Origin of the sequence: Burkholderia mycopellens (assembly GCF_964265025.1) — a bacterium.
Lineage (GTDB): Bacteria > Pseudomonadota > Gammaproteobacteria > Burkholderiales > Burkholderiaceae > Burkholderia.
In genome coordinates this window covers 212,156-237,551 of the sequence record NZ_OZ183804.1, presented here as the reverse complement: position 1 = coordinate 237,551, position 25,396 = coordinate 212,156, and the positions used below count along the sequence as shown (strand labels likewise).

At 68.8% G+C, this 25,396-nt stretch carries 6 protein-coding genes; all 6 read left to right on the top strand.

Annotated elements, in window-relative coordinates; all coding sequences use genetic code 11:
* The first annotated feature begins 9 nt into the window (after window positions 1-9).
* The 6 genes from ACPTTC_RS34935 to ACPTTC_RS34910 all read left to right on the top strand — a co-directional run bounded on the left by ACPTTC_RS34935 (window position 10) and on the right by ACPTTC_RS34910 (window position 25,385).
* A complete protein-coding gene (locus tag ACPTTC_RS34935) occupies window positions 10-1,626 on the top strand; it encodes an MBL fold metallo-hydrolase (RefSeq protein WP_423395907.1) in 1,617 nt (538 codons plus the stop codon).
* Window positions 1,614-5,522, top strand: coding sequence for an amino acid adenylation domain-containing protein (locus ACPTTC_RS34930; RefSeq protein ID WP_423395906.1), 3,909 nt, complete (start codon window positions 1,614-1,616; stop codon window positions 5,520-5,522). The genes ACPTTC_RS34935 and ACPTTC_RS34930 overlap by 13 nt, the downstream gene beginning before the upstream one ends.
* Complete coding sequence (locus tag ACPTTC_RS34925; RefSeq protein ID WP_423395905.1) at window positions 5,519-14,614, top strand: amino acid adenylation domain-containing protein; 9,096 nt, start codon at window positions 5,519-5,521, stop codon at window positions 14,612-14,614. The genes ACPTTC_RS34930 and ACPTTC_RS34925 overlap by 4 nt, the downstream gene beginning before the upstream one ends.
* Before the next feature lie 66 nt (window positions 14,615-14,680).
* Window positions 14,681-24,196: an amino acid adenylation domain-containing protein gene (locus tag ACPTTC_RS34920; protein ID WP_423395904.1), complete on the top strand. Its 9,516-nt coding sequence runs from the start codon at window positions 14,681-14,683 to the stop codon at window positions 24,194-24,196.
* Window positions 24,193-24,849, top strand: coding sequence for a glycosyltransferase family 25 protein (locus ACPTTC_RS34915; RefSeq protein WP_423395903.1), 657 nt, complete (start codon window positions 24,193-24,195; stop codon window positions 24,847-24,849). Before ACPTTC_RS34920 ends, ACPTTC_RS34915 begins: the two co-directional genes overlap by 4 nt.
* Window positions 24,849-25,385, top strand: a complete 537-nt coding sequence (locus tag ACPTTC_RS34910; protein WP_423395902.1) for a hypothetical protein — start codon at window positions 24,849-24,851, stop codon at window positions 25,383-25,385. The genes ACPTTC_RS34915 and ACPTTC_RS34910 overlap by 1 nt, the downstream gene beginning before the upstream one ends.
* The last annotated feature ends 11 nt before the right edge of the window (window positions 25,386-25,396 follow it).

Genomic DNA, 25,396 nt, shown 5'->3' with positions numbered 1-25,396 from the left:
GAGCCTTCGTTGACTATTTCGTCCAGCACGCAGGTCTACCTGCGACCCAACATCCAGTTCGAACCGCTGATCAACAGCTGGTACGCGTGGTATCACACGCTTCCGCCGCTGACCGCCGCCCTCAACGTGGCGGAGCGGTTCCTGCCGCTGCTGAAGTCCTATGCCGCGTCGCCGATGATGCATGCGGCGGCCTGCAAGGATCCCGCGATGCGCGGCGGGCCGTTCCTCGACCTGGGCGGCCAGCGCGTCGACGAAATCCGCGCGCTGATCGAGCAGACCACCCGGCGCGCGACCCGGCAACTGGAGCTGGCGAAGGCTTACAAGGCGTTCTCCACGCTGCTGCTGGAACAGGCCCGGGGGATGGCGTCGGACCCGCTCTACCCCGAGATTCCGGAGGTGTTGAAGGGCTATGTCGAGATCTACTACGACCTGAACCACAACCCGTCCTTCCGCGTGTTCGAAAGCTTGCTGTACGCGAGCCCGTTCTATGCGCGCGATGCGCAGAGCATCGCGCTGTCGGCGATCGAGGAGAACACGCCCCGGCCGTTCATCCTCAGCACGCCGCGGCTCAGCGACGCGCGCACGGTGTTCAGCAACATGGCCTTCGACGACCGCGCGCTCGACGCGCTGTTCCGCATGCGCGACACGCCCGGCAGCTACGCGAAAATCGTCGACCTGATGCGCGTGGAGGAGAAGGACGAGCCGCTGTTCCGCTCGTTCTTCTCCGAGGCGGCGCCGGCGCCGAAACCGGATCGTTCGTTCGACGGCGACGACATCCGCATCCGCTACTACGGCCATGCGTGCGTGCTGATCCAGAGCCGGGGCGTGAGCATCCTGATCGATCCGGTGATCAGCTACGGCTACGACACCGCGCTGCCGCGCTACACGTTCGCCGACCTGCCGGACCAGATCGACTACGTGCTGATCACGCACAGCCATCACGATCACATCGTCCTCGAGACGCTGCTGCAGCTTCGCCACAAGGTCAAGACCGTGGTGGTCGGCCGGAATCTCGACGGCTTTCCGCAGGATCCGTCGATGGAACTGGCGTTGCGCAAGCTCGGCTTCGACGACGTGCTGGAAGTTCGGGATGCGCAGGAAATCAAGCTGCCCAACGGCGCCATCACCGCCATTCCGTTCCTGGGCGAACACAACGACCTGGCGATCCACAGCAAGCAGAGCTTCATGATCCGCTTCGGCTCGCGCTCGGTGCTGTGCATCGCCGATTCGTGCAACCTGGACCCGCGCCTCTACGAGCATGTGTTCCGCCTCGCCGGCAAGCCCGACACGCTGTTCGTCGGGATGGAAACCGAGGGCGCGCCGCCGTCGTGGGTCTACGGCCCGCTGTTTCCCAAGTCGCTGCCGCGCGATATCGATCAGTCGCGCCGGGCGCGGGGCTGCCAGTTCGGCGAGGCCGCCGCGCTGGTGGACGATTTCCCGTTCAACGCGGCGTATGTCTATGCGATGGGCCAGGAGCCGTGGCTGAACCACCTCCTCGACAACACCTTCGACGAAAACTCGCCCAGCCACATCCAGTCCACCCAGTTCGTCGCGCACTGCAAGGCCAAGGGCATCGCTTCCGAAATCCTGTACGCGCAGAGGGAGATCGTGCTTTGTCAGAACTGAATCTCAACGCGCTCTCGACCAGCGGGCAATACCAGGAACACGTGGCGTTCTGGAACGACGCGCTCGGTCGCATCGACGAAGACTTCCGCCTTCAGCAGGCGTGGCAGGCGTATGCGCTGCCGCTCGGCCCCGCGCCGACACTGACGTTCGCGCTCGACGGCGACGCGGCGCCGGTGCTGGAGAAGCTCGCCGCCGGCAACGAGCTGGGCGCGTTCGTCGTGCTGCTCGCCGCGCTGTTCCGCGTGCTGGGGCGCTACAACGGCGCGGCCGGCCTGTTCGTGGCGTCGCCGCGCCTGATCGTCGGACCCGCGAGCGATCCGGCCGATGCCGTCCCGCTGCTCGACGCCGGCGAGCCCGGCCCCACGGTTCGCGCGTACCTGAACCAGCTGCGCGACCGGGTGCAGCGCAGCTATTCGTACCAGGATTTTCCGATCGCCGCGCTCGCGCACAAGCTGCATGGCGAACGGCGCGCGACCAATGTCGGCGTGCGCTTCGACGGCCTTCACGACGCCTGGGCGTCGGCGGACTACGACCTGTCGATCGAGATCCGGCATCGGGAGCGCTACGAGATCGCGCTGACGGGCCGGCCGACGGTGTTCACGCTGCACTATCTCCAGCATCTCGCGCGGCACCTGCGCAACGTCGTGGCCGGCTTCGGCGCACTGGACGCCGCGCTCGACACCGTCTCGCTGCTCGACGACGAAGAGTGCGCGCGCCTGCGTTCGCACGCGGCGCCCGTCGCCGCACAGGGAACCTTCCTCGAACAGTTCGCGCAGCGGGTCGCGGCCGCGCCGGACAGCGTTGCCGTGGCGACCGCCGACGCGTCGCTGACCTATGCCGAACTCGACGACCAGGCGTCCCGGCTGGCGAGCTTCCTGCTCGCGGAGTACGCGATCGAACGCGGCGACGTGGTGGGCGTGGTGGCCGACCGTTCCGAGCGCTGGATCGTCGGCATGCTCGGCGCGCTCAAGGCGGGCGCGGTGTATCTGCCGCTCGACCCGGAGTTTCCGCGGGAACGGCTGCGCTTCATGATCGAGGATGCGCAGGTCAAGGCGCTGCTGACGCACTCGGAACACCTGCCGCTGCTCGCCGATTTCTGGGCGATCCCGATGTTCGCCCTCGACTTCCAGCTCGACACGCTGGCGCCCGCGTCGGCGCAGGTCGAGGTCCGGCCGGACGATGCGGCGTACATCATCTACACGTCCGGCTCCACGGGCGTGCCCAAGGGCGTCGTGCTCGAACATGCAGGGCTCCTGAACATGGCGCAGTACCATGTGGACGCGTTCGGTTTCGATGCCGACGACCGGTTCGTGCAGTTCTACTCGCCGGGCTTCGACGGCTCGATCATGGAGATTTTCGTCACGCTGCTCGCGGGCGCGCGCCTGGTGCTGGCGAAGACCGCCGTGATCCGCGACGTCCCGCGTTTCGTCGAGTTCATCGCGCAGCAGGGCGTCACCACCCTCAACGCGACGCCGGCCTATCTCGCCGCGCTCGACTGGCACGCGCTCGGCACCGTGACACGGGTCATCAGCGCGGGCGACAACGCCCGCGTGGCGGATCTGCGCGAGCTGGCCCGGACCCGCACGTGCCACAACTCGTACGGCCCGACCGAGGCAACCGTGTGCATCGCGGACTACGTGGTCGACCCGGCCATCGCCTACGGGGCCCGTCTGCCGGTGGGCCGCCCGATCCGCAATACGCACCTGTACCTGCTCGACGAGCACGGCGCGCTGGCCCCCGAGGGCTGCACGGGCGAGATCTGCGTGTCCGGCATCGCGCTGGCGCGCGGCTATGTCGGCCGGGACGACCTGACGGCCGACGCGTTCGTCGACCACCCGTTCGAGGCGGGCGAGCGCCTCTATCGCACCGGCGACCTCGGCGTCTGGCTGCCGGACGGCAACCTGGAAGTCACCGGGCGGCGCGACGCGCAGGTGAAGATTCGCGGCTACCGGATCGAGATGGGCGAGATCGAGGCGGCGCTCAGGCAGCACGCCGATGTCGCCGACGCGATCGTGTTCGTGCGCGAGGACGCGCCGCAGCACAAGCAGCTGGTGGCCTGCGTCGCGACCGCGACGGCCAGCGTCGCCAGCCTGCGGGAACACCTGAAGGAACGGCTGCCCGAGTTCATGGTGCCGGCGTCGATCGTGACGCTCGAACGCCTGCCGCTGACGCCGAACGGCAAGCCCGACCGCAAGGCGCTCGCCGCGCTGGAACTGGCGCCCGCGCCGAGCGAAACCGCGTACGTCGCGCCGACCAATGACGTCGAGGCGCGCCTGGGCAAGATCTGGTCCGACGTGCTGGGCCGCGAGCCGATCGGCGTGCACGACAATTTCTTCGAACTGGGCGGCGACTCGATCCTGATCATCCAGGTGATGTCGCTGGCCCAGCAAGTCGGCCTCAAGTTCAGCGCCGACCAGTTCTTCGCGCATCCGACCCTCGCCGAACTCGCCCAGGTAGCGACGGAGGCGCCGTCGATCCGTATCCCACAGGAGCCGGTGATCGGCCCCGCCCCGCTGACGCCGATCCAGCACTGGTTCTTCGCGCAAGACCTGGCCGATCCGCACCACTACAACCAGTCGACGATGATCGAGGTGCCCGCGTCGCTGCGGCCGGACACGATCGAGCGCGCGCTGGCGGCCGTCGCGACGCATCACGACGCGCTGCGGCTGAGTTTCGAATGCGTCGCCGGTGCGTGGCGGCAGTCGCATGCGGCGCCGCCGCTGGCCATTCCGCTCGGCGTCACGTCGCTGGCGGACGCGGCGCCCGCCGCCCGGCAGGCCGCGATGCTGGCGACCGCCACCGGCATGCAGGAGCGCTTCACGCTATCGGCGCCGCCGTTGCTGCGCGCGCACCTGTTCCAGTTCGGTCCCGACGCGTCGCAGCGCCTGCTCGTGGTCGCGCACCATCTGGTGATCGACGGCGTCTCGTGGCGCATCCTGTTCGAAGACCTGTACACCGCGTGCCGCCAGCTCGAAGCGGGCGAAGCGGTGCAGCTCCCGGCCAGGACGACGGCCTGGCGCGACTGGTCGACGCGTCTGTCCGAACTCGGCGCGACCCGGCTCGACGGGCTGGACTACTGGCTCCAGGGGCACGCCGTCGAGCCGGCGTGCTTCGACGACATGCCGGTCGGCACCGTCGCCGAAGCCGGCTCGACGGTCGTCGAGTTCGACGCGCAGCAGACGCTCGCGCTGTTGCAGGACGTGCCGCGCGCGTTCAACACGCAGATCAACGAAGTCCTGCTGACGGCCCTGCTGCTCGCGTTCGGCGACTGGACCGGCAACGCGTCGCTGGTCGTCGATCTCGAAGGCCACGGCCGCGAGGACCTCTTCGACGGCGTCGATACATCGCGCACGATCGGCTGGTTCACCGTCCACTACCCGGTATTCCTGAACGCCGGCGACGCCACCCTGGCGGTCGACGCGCTGCGCCACGTCAAGGAGCAACTGCGCGCGGTCCCGATGCGCGGGCTCGGCTACGGCATCGCCCGCTACCTCGGCCACGACGCCGGCATCGCGGCCGCGCTGGAGCGGCAGCCGCCGGCGCCGGTGCGCTTCAACTATCTCGGCCAGGTCGATCGCGTGCTGCCCGACGACACGGGCTGGAAGCCGGTGCTCGACTTCCAGAGTCCCGAGCACAGCCCGCGCGCGCGGCGCGGCCATCTGTTCGAGATCGACGGGATGGTGTTCGACGGCCGCCTGCGCCTGACCTGGCACTACAACCGCGCGGCCTGCGCGCCCGGCGTCATCGAGCAGCTGACGCAGTGCTACCGCAGCCGCCTGCTGTCGATCGTCGCGGCCAGCGGCGACGGCCCGCGCGCGCTGAGCCCGTCGGACTTTCCGGCCGCGCGCATCAGCCAGGAAGCGCTGGACGCCCTTGTCTCAAGGATCAAATCGTGACATCCCCCACCATTGCCGATATCTACGAGCTCTCCCCGATGCAGGAGGGGATGCTCTTCCATGCCGTGCACGAACCCGGCACGAGAAGCAGCTTCAACCAGCTCAGTTGCCGGATCACCGGCAGCCTCGATCCCGCGCTGTTTCATGCCGCGTGGCAGCAGCTCGTCGATCGGCATCCGGTGATGCGCACGTCGTTCCATTGGGAAGAATTCGACAAGCCCATGCAGGTCGTGCACGCGCACGCCACGCTGCCGTGGGTGCAGGACGACTGGCGCGACCTGCCGGAACACGAACAGCGCACGCGGTGGCGCGCGCATCTCGACCACGACCTGGCGGAGGGCTTCGCGCTCGATCGCGCGCCGCTCGTGCGCTGCCGCCTGGCGCGCGTCGCCGCCGACGCCTACCTGTTCAGCTGGAGCCACCATCACCTCCTTGCCGACGGCTGGTGCCTGTCGCTCGTCATCGAGGAGATCTTCCACGTGTATGGCGCGCTCGCGCGCGGCGTGCCGCCGGCGCTCCCGCCGGTGCGCCCCTATCGCGACTACATCCAGTGGCTGCAGCAGCACGAGCCGCAAGCCGCGCGGCAATACTGGACGCGCTATCTCGAAGGGTTCCGCTCGCCGACCCCGCTGCCCACGGCCGCGCGCGCGGACGCGGGCGAGCGCTTCGGCCAGGGCCTCGCGCAAGTGCAGGCCGACCTGTCGGCCGACCTGAGCGCGCGCCTGCGGCAATTCGCGGCCCGCCATCACGTCACCCTCAATACCCTCGCGCAGGCAGCCTGGGCGCTCGTGCTGTCGCGTTACAGCGGGGAGGCCGACGTGGTGTTCGGCGCCGTCGTGTCCGGGCGGGGCGCCGATCTGCCGGGGATCGAAACCATGCTCGGCCTGTTCATCAACACGGTGCCGGTGCGGGTGCGGGTCGACCCCAGGCAGCCGCTGGTGCCGTGGCTGAAGATGATCCAGGCGCGCGTGGCCGCCCGCGCGCCGTTCGAGTCCACCCCGTTGCCCGACATTCAGCGCTGCAGCGAAGTGCCGCCGACGATGCCGCTGTTCGAGAGCAACATCACCTTCATGAATTACCCGCTCGACGCGTCCCTGACGCATGGTGCGCACGGGCTAGCGGTCGACGAGGTAGCGCTCTACAACCGCGCCGACATTCCGCTCGAATTCGTGGTGACGGCGCGCGACGACTGGAAGATGGAACTGTCGTTCGACCCGCGGCGCTTCGACGAAGACACGATGCAGCGGATGCTGGGCCACGTGGCCGCGACGCTCGACGCGTTCGCGGCCGATCCGAACCGGCTGCTCGGCCGCGTGCCGATCTTGCCCGAGGCCGAACGCCGGCAGTTGCTGGAAACCTTCAACGACACCGCCGTGCCGTTCGACGCCGCGCTCACCGTGGTGCATCGCCTGGAGCAGGCCGCAGCAAGCCACCCGGAGCGGCCCGCGGTCGAGTACCGGGATGGCGTCCTGAGCGCGGGCGAACTGAACGCGCGCGCCAACCGCATCGCGCACCGCCTGCTGGCCGCCGCCGAGCTGGGGCCGGACGCGCGGGTCGCGATCTGCATGCACCGGTCGGCGCACTTGATGGCGGCGATCCTTGCCGTCTGGAAGTGCGGCGCCGCCTATCTTCCGATCGACCCCAACTATCCGGCGGCCCGCATCCGCACCATTCTCGAGGATTCCGGCGCCGCCCTCGTGCTGACCTGCGACGGCCTCCTGCCCGCGGCGCTGGCCGGGATCGCGCCGGTCGTGTCGCTCGACGCCGTCGGCGACGCCGGCGACGACACCAATCCCGGCCGCCCCGTGTCGCCCGACAGCCTCGCCTACGTGATCTACACGTCCGGCTCCACCGGCAAGCCCAAAGGGGCGATGGTCGAGCACGCCGGCATGCTGAATCACATGCTCGCCGAGATCGACGAGTTTTCGATCTCGGCATCGTCGGTGATCGCGCAAACCGCGCCGCACTGCTTCGATATTTCGGTCTGGCAATTTTTCACGGCGCCGCTCGTCGGCGGCAAGACCGTGATCGTCGACGACGAATGCATTCGCGACCCCGCGAGCTTCGTTGCGTATCTGGAAACCGCCCGGATCGGCATCCTCGAACTGGTGCCGTCCTATCTGTCCGCCGTGCTCGACCGCGCGTCGGAGCAGCCGGCGCGGATGCGGCACCTGCGGCACCTGCTCGTCACCGGCGAGATGGTCAGCCCGGCGCTGGTGAAACAGTGGTTCGACGCGTTCCCGGACATCCCGCTGGTGAACGCGTACGGCCCGGCCGAAGCGTCCGACGACATCGCCCAGCACCGCATGACGTGCGCGCCGGCCACGCCTTACGTACCGGTCGGCAAGCCGATCCGCAACGTGCGCATCTACGTCGTCGACCCGCAGATGAACCTGTGCCCGATCGGGATTCCCGGCGAGCTTTGCGTGTCCGGCGTCGCCGTCGGCCGCGGCTACCTGAACGACGAGGCCGCGACGCGCGAGGCTTTCGTCGAGGATCCGTTCCATCCGGAGCGCGGCGTCCGCCTGTACCGCACCCGCGACATCGGCTGCTACCTGCCCGATGGAACGATCGTGCTGCACGGCCGCAAGGACCACCAACTGAAGATCCGCGGCTACCGCATCGAGCTCGGGGAGATCGACAACGCGCTGGCCGCCATTCCGGAAATCCGCCAGGCGGCCGCGCTCGACTATCGCGACGAGGCCGGCCGCGCCGCGCTGTGCGCGTATGTCGCGTTCCGCGACGGCGTGTCGCTGAGCGACGCCCGGATTGCCGCCGCGTTGTCCGCCACGCTGCCGGACTACATGGTGCCCGGCATCTACGTGGTGCTCGACGCGCTGCCCCTGAGCGGCAACGGCAAGATCGATCGCAAGGCGCTGCCGCCGCTGGAGCGCTCGCGACTAGCCGCCACGGCACACGCGCCGACGCCGCCCCGCACGCCCACCGAGACGCTGCTGTGCCGCATCTGGGGCGAAGCGCTGGGCATTCCGTCGCCCGGCATCCACGACAACCTCTTCGCGCTGGGCGGCGACTCGATTCTCAGCATGCGCATCGTGTCGCTGGCCGCGAAGGCGGGCCTGAAGATCACCACCCGGCTCATCTTCCAGCATCCGACGGTTGCCGAACTCGCCGCCGTGGCGACGCGCGGCACGGTCGGCGCGGCCGAGTTCGTCGCGTCGTCCGGCCCGCTGCCGCTCACACCCATCCAGCAGCGTTTCTTCGCGCAGCACAAGGACGACCCGGACCAGTACAACCAGGCGATCCTGCTCGACGTGCCGGCGGATTTCGATCCGGTCGTGCTGCGCCAGGCGCTGCGCCACGCGGCCAAATGGCATGACGCGCTGCGGCTGCGTTTTCGCGCGGGCGCGTCCGGCTGGATCCAGGAAGTCGTCGACGATCCGGAAGTGCCCGTCGTCGTGTCCGACCTTGCGCGCGACCAGCTCGCGCAGCACGTCGCACAGTCGCATGCGAGCCTGAATCTCACGCACGGCCCCGTCGTGCGCGCGGACCTGTTTCGCCTCGACGAAGGCCGTTCGCTCCGCCTGCTGCTGGTCGCCCATCATCTCGTGGTCGACGGCGTGTCGTGGGGCGCGCTGCTCGAAACCGTGTACGACGCCTATACGCGCCTGCGCAACGGCAAGGCGCCCGAATTCGCGGGCGGCAGCGCGACCTGGACCGCATGGACCCGGGCGATCTCGAACTGGGCCGGCTCCGGCGCCGCCGACGCCGACCTCGCCCATTGGCAGGCCCTCGCGCGTGCCGCGCTGCCCGGCCTGCCGCTCGATCGCGATGCGTCCGCCGACGCCAATACCGTGTCGTCCGCCGAAACGATCGTGGTCGAGCTGGGCGAAGCCGCCACGACGGCGTTGCTGGGCGCCGCGCCCCGCGCCCATGACGCGCAGGTCAACGACCTGCTGCTGGCCGCGCTTGCGCGTGCCGTCAGCGACTGGAGCGGCTGCGCCGACGTGCTGCTGGATCTCGAAGCGCACGGGCGCGAGGAACTGATCGACGACCTCGACATCTCGCGCACGGTGGGCTGGTTTACGTCGGTTTTCCCGGTCGTGCTGACCGTCGATGCCGGCTCGCACGATCCGGCGCGCCTGATTGCGTCGGTCAAGTCGCAGCTGCGCGCCGTGCCGAACGCGGGCATCAGCTACGGCCTGCTGCAGGACCGGCTCGACGGCCCGGCTCCGCAGCCGCCACTGCTGTTCAACTACCTGGGCCAGACCGACCAGCTGTTCACCGCCGCACGCGACTGGAAACAGGCCGCGGAGCCAAGCGGCGACGGCCGCCATGCGAACCAGCGGCGCGAGCACCTGCTCGACGTCAACGCCTACGTGACCGGCAACCGCCTGCACGTTGCGTGGGAGTTCAGCCGGGCCTGCCACGACACGGACACCATCCGGCGCGTCGCGCAGGCCTACATCGCGGCGCTCGACACCCTGGTCGCCGGCCACGCCGTGGAGTCCGCGTCGTCCCGGCCCGCGACCGGCCTGCCGCAGGCGCCGGCCTCGGTGCGGCCGGACGAGATCGCCGACGTCTACGCGCTCACACCGACCCAGCAGGGCATGCTGTTCCACAGCCTGTACGAACCCGCGTCGGATGCGTACTTCAGCAGCCTGAATTTCACGATCGACGGGGCGCTCGACACCGAACGGTTCCGTCGCGCGTGGGATACCGTGGCGCACCGGCACGACATCCTGCGAACCTCGTTTCACTGGGAAGACATCGAAAGCCCCGTGCAGGTCGTGCATCGCCGCATCGACTTGCCGTGGCACGACGAGGATCTGCGCGCGGCGTCCGCCGCGGAAGCCGAACAGCGCTGGGAAGCCTACGCGGCGCAAGACCGGGCGCGCGGCTTCGACTTTGCCCGCGCCCCGCTGATGCGGCTCGCGCTGTTCCGCGTGGGCGATCACGCATGGCGCTTCCATTGGAGCCATCACCACATCCTGCTCGACGGGTGGAGCTCCGCCCGGCTCCTGAGCGAAGTGGCCGCCGCCTACCAGGCGCCGGCGGCCGAAGGTGCTCAGGAGCGGGACGCGCCGCCCGCCTTCGCCGATTACGTGCGCTGGCTGGCATGCCAGGACGCTGCCGCGGCGGAACATTTCTGGAAGACGAAGCTGGCGGATTTCCCGGCGACGACGCCGCTCGTGTTGGGCCGCCCCGAACTCGACGGCACGGCCGCGCCGGGCGCCTACGTGGAAGAGCCGCTGCTGCTCTCCGAAAGCGACACGCAACGGCTCGTCACCTTCGCGCAAACCAGCCGTCTCACCCTGAACACGCTCGCGCAGGGCGCGTGGGCGCAGTTGCTGAGCCGCTATAGCGGCGAACCGGACGTCGTGTTCGGCACGATCGTGTCCGGCCGGCCGGCGTCGCTGCCGGCGTCGGACGAAATGGTCGGGCTGTTCATCAACACGCTGCCGGTGCGGGTGCGCATCGACGCGCGGCCGACGTCCGCGTGGCTCGCGCAATTGCAGATGGATCTCGCGCAGCAGGAGGACTATGCGCACTATCCGCTGGCCGACATCCAGACATTCGCCGGCCTGCCGCCCGGCGTGCCGCTCTTCGAAAGCCTGCTCATCTTCCAGAACTATCCGGTCGAGGAAGCGCTGGCCGATGCGCTGCCCGGCCTGCGGATCGGCGCATTCCAGGTGTCCGATCCGAACAATTACCCGCTGACGCTGGTCGTGACGCCGGGCAAGCGCCTGTCGCTGCAGGTGCTGTACGACGACGGCCGGTTCGATCGCGACACGATCGTCCGCCTGCTGCGCCATGTCGAGACCCTGCTCACCGGCCTGGCCGGCGCGGCGGATCGCCCGAACCGCAGCCTTGCGCTGCTCACCGCCGCCGAGCGGGACGCGATCCTGCACGGCGGCAACGATACGTTCGCGCCGGTGCCGTCCGACCGGACGCTGCCCGACCTGATCGAGGCCGTCGCCGCCGCGCACCCGGAACGCATCGCGATCCGCTGCGGCACGGAGGTGCGCACCTATCGGGAGCTCGTCGAAGGCGCCGGCCGGATCGCCGCGCATCTGCTGCAGACAGCGCCGCTCCAGCCTGACGACCGGATCGCCGTCTGGATGCCGCGCTCGCCGCTGATGCTGGAAACGATCCTGGCCATCTGGAAGTGCGGCGCGGCGTATGTGCCGGTCGATCCGGCCTATCCGGCCCAGCGGGTCGAGACCCTCCTGACGCTGGCCCGGCCGGCCGTCATCGTCGGCACGGACTGCCAGCCGCCGCCGGCGCTGGCGTCGATCCCGCGGGTCGATCCCGCTCGCCTGCCCGCCCGTCAGGATGCCGAAGCGCCGACGCCGCGCTGCCGGCCGGCGGACCTCGCCTACGTGATCTTCACGTCGGGTTCGACCGGCCAGCCGAAGGGCGCGATGGTCGAACATCGCGGCATGCTCAATCACGTGCTCGCGATGGCGCGCAGGGTCGGGCTCGGCGCGCGGAGCGCGGTCGCCCAGACCGCGTCGCACTGCTCCGACATTTCGGTCTGGCAGTGCTTCGCGGCGCTGGCGTCGGGCGGCACGACGGTGATCTATCCCGATGCCGTGATTCTCGAGCCCGCGCGCCTGATCGACAGCCTGCACCGCGACCGCATCACGGCGATGCAATTCGTGCCGTCCTATCTGGCGACCTTTCTCGGCGAACTGGAACGGCACGCGGCACCGGCCTTCCCGCACCTCGAAACGCTGCTGACGATCGGCGAAACGCTGCAGCCCGCGTCCGTACAAGCCTGGTTCCGCCTGAATCCGGCGGTGCGGCTCATCAACGCCTATGGGCCGACCGAAGCGTCGGACTCCGTCGCGCATTACAGCATGACGCGCGCGCCGGATCTGCCGGCGATCCCGATCGGCCGGCCGATCGAGAACCTGCGCGTCTACGTCGTGGACGCCGACATGAATCCGTGCCCGGCCGGCGTCAAGGGCGAGATCTGCATCGGGGGCGTCGGCGTCGGGCGCGGCTACCTGTTCGACGAAGCCCGCACCCGGGCGGTGTTCCGCGACGATCCGTTCAGCCCGGAACCGGGCGCGCGCCTGTATCGCACCGGCGATATCGGCTGCTTCGGGGCGGACGGCAATCTCCACTTCTTCGGCCGCCGCGACTTCCAGGTCAAGATCCGCGGATATCGCATCGAGCTCGGCGAAATCGAAGCCGCGCTGACCGGTCTCGCCGGCATCTCCCACGCCGTCGTGGTCGCTCGCGAGACGCCGGATGCGGGCATGACCCTGTGCGGCTATGCGTCGGGATCCGGCTGGACGCCCCAACGCCTGCGCGACGCCCTGCGCGAACAGCTGCCCGCGCATATGGTGCCCGACACCGTGATGCTGCTGCCGGCGCTACCGGTCATGCCGAACGGCAAGATCAACCGCGCCGCGCTGCCGCTCCCGGAGGCCGCGTCCGCACCCGACGGCGTGGCGGCCGAACCGCGCACGCCGGTCGAAGCGGCGCTGCTGCGTATCTTCGCGGAGGTGCTCGGCCGCCGGCCGAACGGCGTCGACGACGACTTCTTCGAGCATGGCGGCCAAAGCCTCAAGGCGATCCAGATGGTCAGCCGGATCCGGCGCGAACTGAAGCTGAACGTCGCGGTCGCCGACATCTTTCATGCGCCGACGCCGCGCGCGCTCGCGCGGAAGCTGGCGTCCCTGCCTGCCGGCGACGCCACCACCGACGACGCCGATGCGCTCATCCCGGCGCTGGCCGTGCAACCGTCCTACGCGGTGTCCCGCGCCCAGAAGCGGATCTGGCTCGCCAGCCGCAGCGCGGATCCATCCACGTACAACATGGCAGGCGCGCTGCAACTGGACGGCGCCGTCGACACCGCGCGCCTCGTCCGTGCGTTCGACTTGCTGGTCGATCGCCACGAGAGCCTGCGCACCGTGTTTGCGATGATCGAAGGCGAGTTGCGGCAACGCATCCTCACCCGCGAAGCCTCCGGTTTCCGGGTCGAGCAACAAGATCTCGCGGACGACGCCGGGCCGCAGGCGATCGATGCGCTGATTCGCGCGGAAAGCGCGCAGCCGTTCGATCTCGCGACGGGGCCGCTCTTTCGCGTCAAGCTGGTCCGGCTCGCGCCGGCGAAGCATCTGCTGCTGCTGAACATGCACCACGCGATATCGGATGCCTGGTCGATACGCGTGCTGACCGACGACCTGCATGCGCTGTATGCGGGACGCGACCTGCCGCCGCTGTCGATCCAGTATCGCGACTACGCCGCGTGGCACAACGCGAGCCTCGCCGGTCCGCGCGCCGCCGCGCATCGCGCGTACTGGCTCGAGCAACTGGCGCCGCCGCTGCCCCGCCTGCAACTGGCGTCGGACTTCCCGCGTCCCGAGCGGCCCGGTCATGCCGGGCAGACGCTCGAAGTCGAGCTACCGGAGCCGCAGGCGGCGGGACTCGCGACGCTGGCGCGCGCTCACCATACGTCGCTCCATGCGGTGCTCCTCGCGTCGTTCTGCGTGCTGATGCACTGCTATACGGGGCGTGAGGACATCGTCATCGGCAGCGTGTCGGCCGGGCGCGACAGCGAGCAGCTCGAATCGCAGATCGGCGTGTACCTGAACACCGTCGTGCTGCGCGTCCCGGTGCGGAAATCCGCGACCGTCGCGGAGGTGATCGACGGCGTGGCGAAAGCCTCCGCGGACGCGCTGGCGCATGCGTCCTATCCGTTCGACGTGTTGCTGGAGGACCTGAAGATTCGCACCCCGGCGGGCCATTTCCCGATCTTCGACATTCAAGCGAACTACGTGTCGATGCCGGCGCCGCGGCCCGGCCTCCGCATCACGGACCTCTCGCAGGCGGACACGACGGCCAAGTTCGACCTGTCCTTCCAGGTCGTGGAAAGCGAAGGCCGGCACCTGATCCAGTTCATCTACAACACCCACCTGTTCCGCCCGTCGACCATCGCCGCGATGCGCGATCGGCTGCTCGCGATCCACGACGTCTTCCGCCGCGATCCGGCCACGCCGGTCGATCGCATCCCGCTCTCCGACGATGCGCCCGCCGCCGGCCCACGGGTCCGGGTCGGCCTGCGCCTGAAGCGCGCGCCCGAGGTCACGGCCGACGACGCGCTCGAGGAGAAGACGTGATGCGGGCCCGCCGAGCGTGCTGCTTCGGGTTGTTTCAGGTGAACCAAACGTCTCAAGGAGTTTTCAGTGCAAAACAATAACGTGCTGGTCACCGACCATCGCTATGCGCACATCGCGCAGTTCTGGCGCGACAGCCTTTCCCAGGTTGCCGGCGTCTACCGGATCGCGCCGCACGCCCCGAGTCGGCAGCCGGGCCCGCTGTCCCGCACGGTGCGGCTCACGCCCGCGTCGCTCGACCTGTTGCGGCGCATCGGCGACGGCGAGCTTGCCGAATTCGCCGTCACGGCGGCGGGCATTGCGCTCCTGCTCTGGAAATACTTCCGGATGCCGGTCACGGTGCTCGGCACGCCGGGGCTGGCCGAGCACGCGCCGGCCCCGGCCGCCACCGTTCCGCTGATCATCGAGGTCCGTCCCGACGAGCGCATCGAGGACTACCTGGCGCGCGTGGCGGGGATCGTCGAAGACAGCTACGCCGAGCCTCAATTCCCGCTCGAAACGCTCGTGCGCAACGAAAAGGACATGGATCTCGCGCAGCTCACGAAAGTCGCGCTGGCGGACGATCGGGTGCACCACGCGCCGACCGGCCGTGACGACGACCTGCAGTTGCATCTGCGGCTCGCGCGCGGCGAAATCGAGCTCCGCTATAGCGGAGCCATCGAGCCTTTCATCATCGACGGTTTCGCCGGCAGCCTGGGCGTGGTGCTGGAGGCCTTCGAACACCTCGACGCGCTCGTCGGCGACATCGAAGCGGCCCCGCCGGAAGAGCGCCCGCTGCTGGCCGCCTTCAACGCAACCGCGACGGTCGGCCCCAGCCACCCGACGGTCGTCGACATGTTCGAAGCGCAGGTTGCCCGCACGCCGGCGGCGCCGGCCCTGGTCACCGACAGTTCGCTGATGACCTACGCCGAGCTGAACGCCCGCGCCAACAGCCTCGCGCATCAATTGCGCGAACACCACGGCGTCGGGCCGGAATCGCTGGTCGGCATCATGCTCGACCGTTCCGAATGGATGATCGTCGCGATTCTCGGCATATTGAAGGCGGGGGCGGCGTTCGTTCCGCTGGACCCGGCGTATCCGGCCGAACGGATCAACCACATCCTCGGCGACACCGGCCTGTCGCTGCTGGTGACCCAATCGAGCCAGCTCGCGCAGTGGTATGAATTCTCCGGCGCGACGCTGCTGCTGGACCAGGAACTCCCCGGCTGGACGCCGCTGCCGGACAACCCGCCGTACCGTGCCGAACCGGCGCACCTGGCCTACGTGCTCTACACGTCCGGCTCGACCGGGAAGCCCAAGGGCTGCCTGCTCGAACACCGAAACCTGGCCCACTACATCGCGTGGGCCGCCGGGTATTACTTTCCGGACGGCACGACCGGCAGTTTCGGCCTGTACAGCTCGCTGTGCTTCGATTTCACGCTCACCAACATCTTCTGCCCGCTGGTGCGCGGCAAGACGCTGCGCATCTATCCGCAGTCGGAAAGCATCGACACCATCCTGGCCCGGATGTTCCAGCCCGGCAGCGGCGTCGACACCCTCAAGCTCACGCCCACCCACATTCACCTGCTGGAATACATGAACCTGCCACGCTCCGGCGTGCGCAAGGTGATCGTCGGCGGCGAGGAGCTGACGCCCCAGCACATCGCCACGCTGCGCAAGATCGATCCCACGATCGACATCTACAACGAGTACGGCCCCACCGAGGCGACGGTCGGCTGCATCGTCGAGCGCGTCGAGGACGCGCCGTCCACGGTGCTGATCGGCCGGCCCATCGCCAACACCCGGGTGTACATGCTCGACGACGCGCTGCGGCCGGTTCCGCTCGGCGTGCCCGGGGAAATCTGCCTCGCCGGCGCCGGCCTAGCGCGCGGCTACCACCAGCGGCCCGACGTCACCGCCGCGAAATTCGTCGAGCATCCGTTTCCCGGCGAAGCGCGCATCTATCGCACCGGCGACATCGGCCGGTGGCTACCCGACGGACGTATCCAGTGCTACGGACGCGTCGACCACCAGGTCAAGATCCGCGGGCACCGTGTCGAACTCGGCGAGATCGAGGCCGCGATCGCCGCGCACGAGGATGTCGTCGGCGCGGCGGTCATGGTGCGCGAATCCGCCCACGGGGTGCGCAAGCTGGCGGCCTACGTCAAGGGCGCCGCGAACCTGAGCGTGCCGGATCTCCGGGCCTATCTGGCCGCGAAGCTGCCGGACTACATGGTCCCGTCCGACATCGTCCCGATCGCCGAATTTCCGCTCAACGCGAACGGCAAGCTGGATCGCCCGGCGCTCCTGGCTATGGAGCCTGCCGCCGCGCCCGACGCCGCCCATCTCGACGCCACGCCGATCCAGCTCGAGCTGGTGCGCATCTGGCGCGACGTGCTCGACAATCCGACCGTCGACCTCACCGGCCGCTTCTTCGACTACGGCGGCGATTCGCTGCAGGCCATGCAGCTGGTCTCGCGGATCTGGAGCAGCTTCGCCGTCGAGATCGGCATCGACGCGATCTTCGAACTCCAGACCATCAGCGCGGTGTCCGACCTGATCGAAGCGTCGTCGCCCCGCGCCGGTTCGACGGCCGGCCACATCCTGCCCCGCTCGCGCGCGAACGACCTGCCGCTGTCGTTTCCGCAGCAGCGGCTGTGGTTCCTCGCGCAGCTGGAAGGCCCGTCGGCCACCTACAACATCTCGAGCGCGCTGCGCTTCGACGGCGAACTGGACATCGCGCGCCTGCGGGCCGCCGTGTCCGAGATCAGCCGGCGTCACGAGATCCTGCGCACGACGTTTCCCGCCGTCGACGGCCGCGGGGTTCAACGCATCGCGCCGCCGGCGCCGGTCGCGCTCGACGTCGTCGACGTCGCCGACGAATCCGACACGCTCGCGCTGCTCGCGGCGCAAGCCGACCGCCCGTTCGATCTCGCCGCCGGGCCGCTCTATCGCGTCGTGCTGTACCGCGTCCATGAACGCCTGCACGTCTTCGGCATCGTGATGCATCACATCGTTTCCGATGCATGGTCGTCAGGCATCCTCATCGGCGAACTGGCCGCGCTCTATGCCGGCCGGTCGCTACCGGAGCTGGCCATCCAGTACGCGGACTACGCGGTGTGGCAGCACGAGCGCCTGGCGTCCGCCGACACGCATCGGAAACTGGCGCTGCTGAGCGCCGCGCTGGCGGACGCGCCGGACCTGATCGAACTGCCCACCGACCGCCCCCGGCCCGCCATCCAGCAGTTCCGCGGCGCGGTCCTGCCGTTCCAGTTGAGCGGCGCACGCGCCGACGGGCTGCGCGCGATCGCGCGCGCGTCCGGCACCAGCACGTTCATGGTCGTGCTCGCCGCGTATGCGCTGCTGCTGTCGCGATACAGCAACCAGCAGGATCTCGTCATCGGCTCCCCGATCGCCAATCGGCGCTCCAGCATGACCGAGCCGCTGATCGGCTTCTTCGCGAACATGCTCGCGCTGCGCGTGGACCTGTCGGGCAATCCGACCTTCGGCGAACTGCTCGCGCGCGTGAAGCGCGTCGCGCTGGACGGCTACAGCCGACAGGAGATTCCGTTCGAGCAGGTGGTGGACGCGCTCGAACTCGAACGCAACCTGAGCCGCACGCCGGTTTTCCAGGTCGTGTTCGCGTACGAGAAAGCGCAGCCCCAGGCGGTGAGCTTCCCCGGTCTGGTGGCCACGCCGGTATCGGTGGAGACCCATACCGCGAAGTTCGACCTCACGCTCCATGTCCAGGATGCCGACGACGGCCTCGCGGGCTCGCTGGAATACAACCTGGACCTGTTCGACGCCGCCACGATCGAGCGCATGGCGGAACACTTCCGTACGCTCATCGACGCCGTGATCGCCGATCCGGACCGGCCGCTCGGCACGCTGTCGCTGTCGAGCGACGCGGAGCGGCACTTGCTGACCGTCGAGTGGAACCGGACCGACACGGATTTCGGCGAGGCCGCCGCGCAACCGTTGCATCGGCTGTTCGAACAGCAGGTCGAGCGCACGCCGGATGCCGTCGCCGCCGTCTTCGACGACGTCTCGCTCACCTACGCCGAACTCAACCTGCGCGCCAACCGCCTCGCCCACCGTCTCATCGAACTCGGCGTCGGCCCCGATGCGCTCGTCGGCGTCGCGATGGAACGCTCGCTCGACATGAGCGTCGCGCTGCTCGCGATCCTCAAGGCCGGCGGCGCTTATGTCCCCGTCGACCCCGACTACCCCGCCGAACGCGTGCGCTTCATGATCGACCACGCGCAGTTGCGCTGGCTCCTCACCCAGCAGCACCTGCTCGCCGCGCTGCCCGACACCGACGCCCGCGTGATCGCCGTCGATACCGACGATCTCGATCTCGATGCCGCACCTGCGTCCAACCCCGCACCCGCGCTGAACGGCGACAACCTCGCCTACATGATCTACACGTCCGGGTCGACCGGCCGGCCCAAGGGCGCGCTCAACACCCATCGCGCCATCACCAACCGCATCCTCTGGATGCAGCACGCCTACGCGCTCGACGCCGACGATGCCGTGCTGCAGAAGACCCCGTTCAGCTTCGATGTCTCGGTTTGGGAACTCTTCTGGCCGCTCGTCACCGGCGCGCGCCTGGTGTTCGCCCGCCCAGGCGGCCAGCGCGAGACCGACTACCTCGTCGACCTCATCGAGCGCGAACGGATCACCACGATCCACTTCGTGCCGTCGATGCTGCGCGCGTTCCTCGACCATCCGGACCTCGCCGCGCACTGCGCGTCGCTGCGGCGCGTCGTGTGCAGCGGCGAGGCGCTGCCCCACGACCTGCAGCAGCGCTGCCTCGAGCGCCTGGACGTCAAGCTCTACAACCTCTACGGCCCCACCGAGGCCGCCGTCGACGTGAGCGCGTGGGAATGCCGGCGCGACGACCCGCACCGCATCGTCCCGATCGGCCGGCCCATCGCCAACACCCGCCTCTACATCGTCGACGCGCAGATGCAGCCCGTGCCGGTCGGCGTGCCCGGCGAATTGCTGATCGGCGGCACGCCGGTCGGGCGCGGCTACCACGGCGAACCCGAACTGAGCGCCGAGAAGTTCATCGCCGATCCGTTCTCCTCCGACCCGCTCGCGCGCCTCTACCGCACCGGCGATCTCGCACGCTACCACCCCGACGGCAACATCGAGTTCCTCGGCCGCATCGATCACCAGATCAAGCTGCGCGGCCTGCGCATCGAACCCGGCGAAATCGAGGCGGCGCTGCGCGCGCATCCGTCGGTCGACGACTGCGTCGTGATCGCGAGAACCGAAGGAGCCCGAACCTTCCTGATCGCCTATGTCGCGACCGCGGCGCCGGACCTCGCCGATCTGCGCGGCTTCCTGGGCGGCAAGCTCGTCGACTACATGGTGCCGTCGCAGTTCGTCGCGCTCGAGTCCCTGCCGATGCTGCCCAACGGCAAGATCAACCGCAAGGCGCTGCCGCTCCCGGCGGATGCGGTCGACGCGCCCCAGCCGCACGCGCCCGCCGTCACGCCCCGGGAAATCCTGCTGGCGTCGATCTGGCAAGACGTGCTGCAACTGCCTTGCGTCGGCATCCACGACAATTTCTTCGAACTCGGCGGCGACTCCATCCTGAGCATCCAGGTAATCGCGCGCGCCAATCAGGCCGGGCTGCGCGTGACGGCGAAGCAGCTGTTCCAGTATCAGACGATCGCGCAGCTGGCCGCCGCACCCGAGGCGCGGGCGGCGCACGCGCCAACCGTGAGCCCGCTGGGCGATGCGCCGCTCACACCGGTGCAGCACTGGTTCTTCGAACAGGAGATCGATGCACCGTCGCACTACAATCAAACGGTCCTGATCCAGGTGCCGGCGGATATCGATGCGTCGAGGCTCGCCGACGCGTTCCGGCAAGTCTACGAACATCACGACGCGTTGCGACTGCGTTTCTCGCATGGTGCGGACGGATGGACCCAGCAAGTCGTCGCGGGCGGCGAGATGCCGGCGCTCTTTGCGAAACAGGTGATCGCCGGCGACGCCGACGAACGTCTGGCGGCGATGCGCGCCGCCGCCGCCGACGCGGAGCGCGGCATCGACATCACGCACGGCCCGTTGCTCGCGGCCCGGCTCTTCTGCCTGGCCGACGAGCCGCTCGCCCGCCTGTTCGTGTCGGTCCATCACCTGGCGGTGGACGGCGTGTCGTGGCGCGTGCTCCTCGAGGACTTGCATGCCGCCTACCACGGCCGGCCGCTGCCCGAGAAAACGACTTCGTTCCGCGAATGGGCATTGCATCTGCAGCAACTGGCCCGGTCGCCCGCGATCGGCGACGAAGCCCGACTGTGGCAAGCCCTCCTTGCGCAGCAGGTCGAGCCGATTCCGGTCGACTATCCGGCCGCGGGTGCGGCCAACCACGGCGCCAACAACAGGGCCAACAACGCGGTCGGCGACGCGTCATCCGTTTCATTCGAACTGGACGAAGCCGCCACCGCCGCGTTGCTGCGCCGGCTGCCACGGGCCTACGACACCCGCATCAACGACGTCCTGCTCGTCGCGCTCGCGCAAGCCTGCAGCATGGTCACGGGTAACACCCGCACCCGGATCGATCTCGAGAGTCACGGCCGCCACGTGTCGGATGCGCCGCTCGACCTCACCCGGACGGTGGGCTGGTTCACGTCCATCTACCCCGTCGTGCTCGACGCCGACGCGATGCACACGCCGGAGGACGCGCTGCGTGACGCGCGGCAGCAGCTGCGCCGGATTCCGGCCGACGGCCTCGGTTATTCGCTGCTCCGCTACCTGAGCCCCGACGCCGCCGTGCGCGACAGTCTCGCCGCGTTGCCGAAGGCCGATATCCTCTTCAACTATCACGGGCAGCTCGATACCGTGCTGCGGCAATCCGACGGCTGGCGCCCGGCGGCCGAAGATCTCGGCTCGCTGCGCGCCGGGCAGTCGCAGCGCACGCACGCATTCGAGATCGTCGCGGCTGTCGTCGACGGCAAGCTTCAGGTGGACTGGCGCTACGGCGAGCGGCTCCACCGGCGGCAGACGGTCGAGAACCTGGCCGCGCACTTCAAGGACCGGTTGCTCGACTTCGCGGCGTCGGTCCCCGACACCGCATGGGACGACATCGAGGACAGCTACCCGCTCTCGTCGCTGCAGCAGGGCATCCTGTTCCATTCGCTGTACGACCTGGATCCTGCCGCCTATTTCCAGCAGTTCAGCTTTGTCGTCAGCGGCCCGCTCCAGGTGCCGGCGCTCCGGCAGGCGTGGGCCAATGCGCTCGCGCGCCATGGCGTGCTGCGCACCGCGTTCGCGTGGGCCAATCGCGATCATCCGGTCCAGACCGTGCTGCGCACGGTCGAGCTGCCGTGGACCGTGCTCGACTGGCGGCACCGCGATGCGTCCCGCCGTGCGCAGGACTTCGATGCGTTCCTCGCCGACGACCGCAAGCGCGGCTTCGATCTTCAGCGGGCGCCGTTGTTCCGCTGCACGCTGATCCAGGAAACGGACACGCGCCATCGCTTCTGCTGGAGCGCGCACCACATCATCCTCGACGGCTGGAGCACCGCGACCCTGATGAAGGAGGTGTTCGCCGACTACCTGTCGCTCGCCCGCACCGGCGCGCCCGCGGTCGCAGCGTCGGCGCCGGGCTACCGCGCGTACATCGACTGGCTCGCGCGTCATCCCCGCTCGGCCGACGAAACCTGGTGGCGCGCCGAACTGGCCGGCTTCCATGCCGCCACGCCGATCGCGGCCAGTCCGGCCCGGCAGATCGCCGGCGACGCCGCGCGCGAGGACACGCGCAGGACGCAGCAATTCCTGCTGGACGAAACCCTGACCGCACGGCTGCAAGCGCTGACGCGTGCTCATCGCGTCACCCTCAACGTCCTGATCCGCGCGGCCTGGGCGTTGGTGCTGCGGCGCCACGCCGGCACCGACGATGTCGTCTTCGGCGTCACCGTGTCCGGCCGCCCGCCGATGCTCGACGGCGTCGAGTCGATCGTGGGGCTGTTCATCAACACGCTGCCGCTGCGCTTGCGTATCGCGCCGGAGCGCCCGTTCATCGAATGGCTGGCGGAAGTCCATGCGGCCCAGACGGCGATGGAGCCGCATTCGTACAGCTCGCTGGTCGATATCCAGTCGTGGAGCGACGTGCCCGCCCGCGACAGTCTGTTCGACAGCCTGCTGGTCTTCGAGAACTTCCCGGTGGCCGCCGCCCCCGATCTCGGGCCGGACGACATCGAGATCCTCGACACCCGCGCGTTCGCGGAATCGAATTACCCGCTGACCCTGACCGTGCACCCGAACGAGCGCATCGGCTTCCATATTTCGCACGATGCACACCGCGTCGCACCGGATGTCGTGCGGCAGATGCTCGGCACCCTCCGCACCTTGCTGGAACGATTCGCCGACGACCCGACCCGGCGCACCGGCGAGCTCGCCGATCCGCCGGCCGCCGGCGGCTCGCCGAGCGCACCGCGCGGCGAGCCCGGGCCGGCCACCGAAGCCGCCGCCGGGGCGGCCGCGGCGGCATGCGCCGTCGCGCCTACGGCGGACGAAAGCACGTTGCTGGAGATCTGGCGGCGGATCTTCAAAAGAGACGACATCAAGATCAGCGACAACTATTTCGACCTCGGCGGCCACTCGATCATCGCGATCCAGCTGATGGCCAATGTCGAGAAGGCGTTCGATCGCCGGCTGCCGATTTCCTGCCTGTTCGAGAACCCGACCATCGAGAAACTGGCGGCGGCGCTGGCCACGAAAGAACCGTCCGCGCCCGCCGGCGGACTCGTGCCGATTCGCGACGGCGGCCCCGCCGCGCCGCTCTTCCTTCTGCCGGGCGCCGGCGGGAACGTGGTCTACTTCCACCCGCTCGCGCACCACCTGAGCGGCGCCCACCCGATCTACGGGCTGGAGGCGCTCGGCCTCGACGGCTCGTGCGCGCCGCTCACCCGCGTGGAAGACATCGCGGCCCGTCATATCGAACGCATCTGGCCGCGGGTGGGCGCGGGTCCGTACTACCTGGCGGGCCACTCGTTCGGCACGCAGGTGGCGTTCGAAATGAGCCGGCAACTTGTCGACAAGGGCGCCGACGTGAAACTGCTGGCGATCTTCGACGCGTCCGCGCCCATCGACAGCCCGGCCGCCGCTTACTGGCAGGACTGGGACGACACCGAATGGCTGGTCGCGATCGCCCATGAAATCGGCACCTTCCTCGGGACCGACCTCCAGGTGACGCGAGCCGACCTCGTCGATCTCGATCCCGACGGCCAGGCCGGTCTGATCCTCGAGCGGATCGGCGACCGCGGCAACTGGTTCGCGGACGCCGGGTCCGACCGCCTGCGCGCCTACCTGCGCGTCTACCAGGCCAACTTCAAGTCGCACTACGCGCCGCAAGCCACCCCGCTGCCCGTGCCGATCGCGTTGTTCCGCAGCACCGAACGCGATCCCGGCGACTACGCGCCGTCTGCCGAGATCGCGCAGCTTCGCCTGGACCCGAGCTGGGGATGGTCCCGCTTCTCGGCGCTCCCCGTCGCGGTGACGGACGTCCCCGGCGACCACCTGACCATGCTGCTCGATCCGCATGCCGGCGTCCTCGCCGCCCATGTCAATTCGTTTCTGGAAAAACTGCCCTCATGAAAACAACGCCGACGATCGACAACACTTTCGCCCGCAAGGTCTGCATCAACCTGGACCGGCGCCCCGACCGCTGGGAAGCGATGCAACGAAAATTCGCAGAGCAGAACATCTGCACGGTGGAACGGCTGTCCGCCGTCGATGCCAGGCTGGTGAGCGTGCCGGAATCGTTGAGCCATATGCGTCCGCAGGACTACGGCTGCACGATGAGCCATCTCGCCGCCGTGAAACAGGCCCAGGCCGCCGGCGCGAGCGAAGTCCTGATCTTCGAGGACGACGCGTTCTTCGACGCCGATTTCGCCGCGCGCTTTCCCGAGTTCATCGCGCAAGTGCCGGACGACTGGCACATGCTGTTCCTGGGCGCGTATCACTTCACGCCGCCCATTCCCGTCGCGCCGAACATCGTCAAGGCCGTGGAGACGCTCACCGCGCACGCGTACGTCGTCCGGGACTCGCTGTACGACGCGTTCATCGCGATCAACGAAAACCCGCCGGCGATCAACGACCGTAACAACCTCGTCCTGCAGCAGACCTTCAATTGCTACTGCTTCGAGCCGAACCTGGTCGGACAGGAGTCCGGCTACTCCGACATCATGGACGAAGTGATGCCGGAAAAGCCGCTGACCTATTCGATGCCCATTCCGGACGGCTGGTAATGCCTGCGTCCCGTGCTCGCCGCGATCCCTCACTCGACAGGCCATTGACCCTCATGCAAATCACCCCCGTTGACCCCGAAGCGGCGTTCGTACAGGCCGCGCTGAATGCGCTTCACCGGGACTGCAAGCTCGGCGACGCGATTTCACTGGCTTATGGGAAATGCGAATCGGCTGCCGGCGTGATCGACCTGATTTTTCCGTTGATCACGAAGAAAGTGCGGATCGATTACATCCTCATGTACAGCATCGAAAGCAATCCCCGCACGCTCCTGCAATTTCTTCGGCAGGTCGATGCGCGGCTGACAGGGAACGAAAACTGGACGGCCGCCTCGGTCGAGGCCGCGTTGCGCAGCGTGGCCGATTCGGCGGACGGCGTCGGCTGGGAGCGTGCGCAGCGCCTGCTGAAGTGCTGCATCCTGTTTTCCGATTCGCCGCTGGAAATCGTGAAAAGCATCACGTTCCTGGGCAAGCACGAAACCTCGTCGAGGTTGAGATCAGCGGCACGAAACGTCGAACTCAGCCACCTGATCAACTGAGACCTACTGGC

What these genes read in the sequence shown, in the direction of transcription:
- ACPTTC_RS34915 (WP_423395903.1), top strand. Translation starts at nt 24,193, where the DNA reads ATGAAAACAACGCCGACGATCGACAACACTTTCGCCCGCAAGGTCTGC.
- ACPTTC_RS34910 (WP_423395902.1), top strand. Translation starts at nt 24,849, where the DNA reads ATGCCTGCGTCCCGTGCTCGCCGCGATCCCTCACTCGACAGGCCATTG.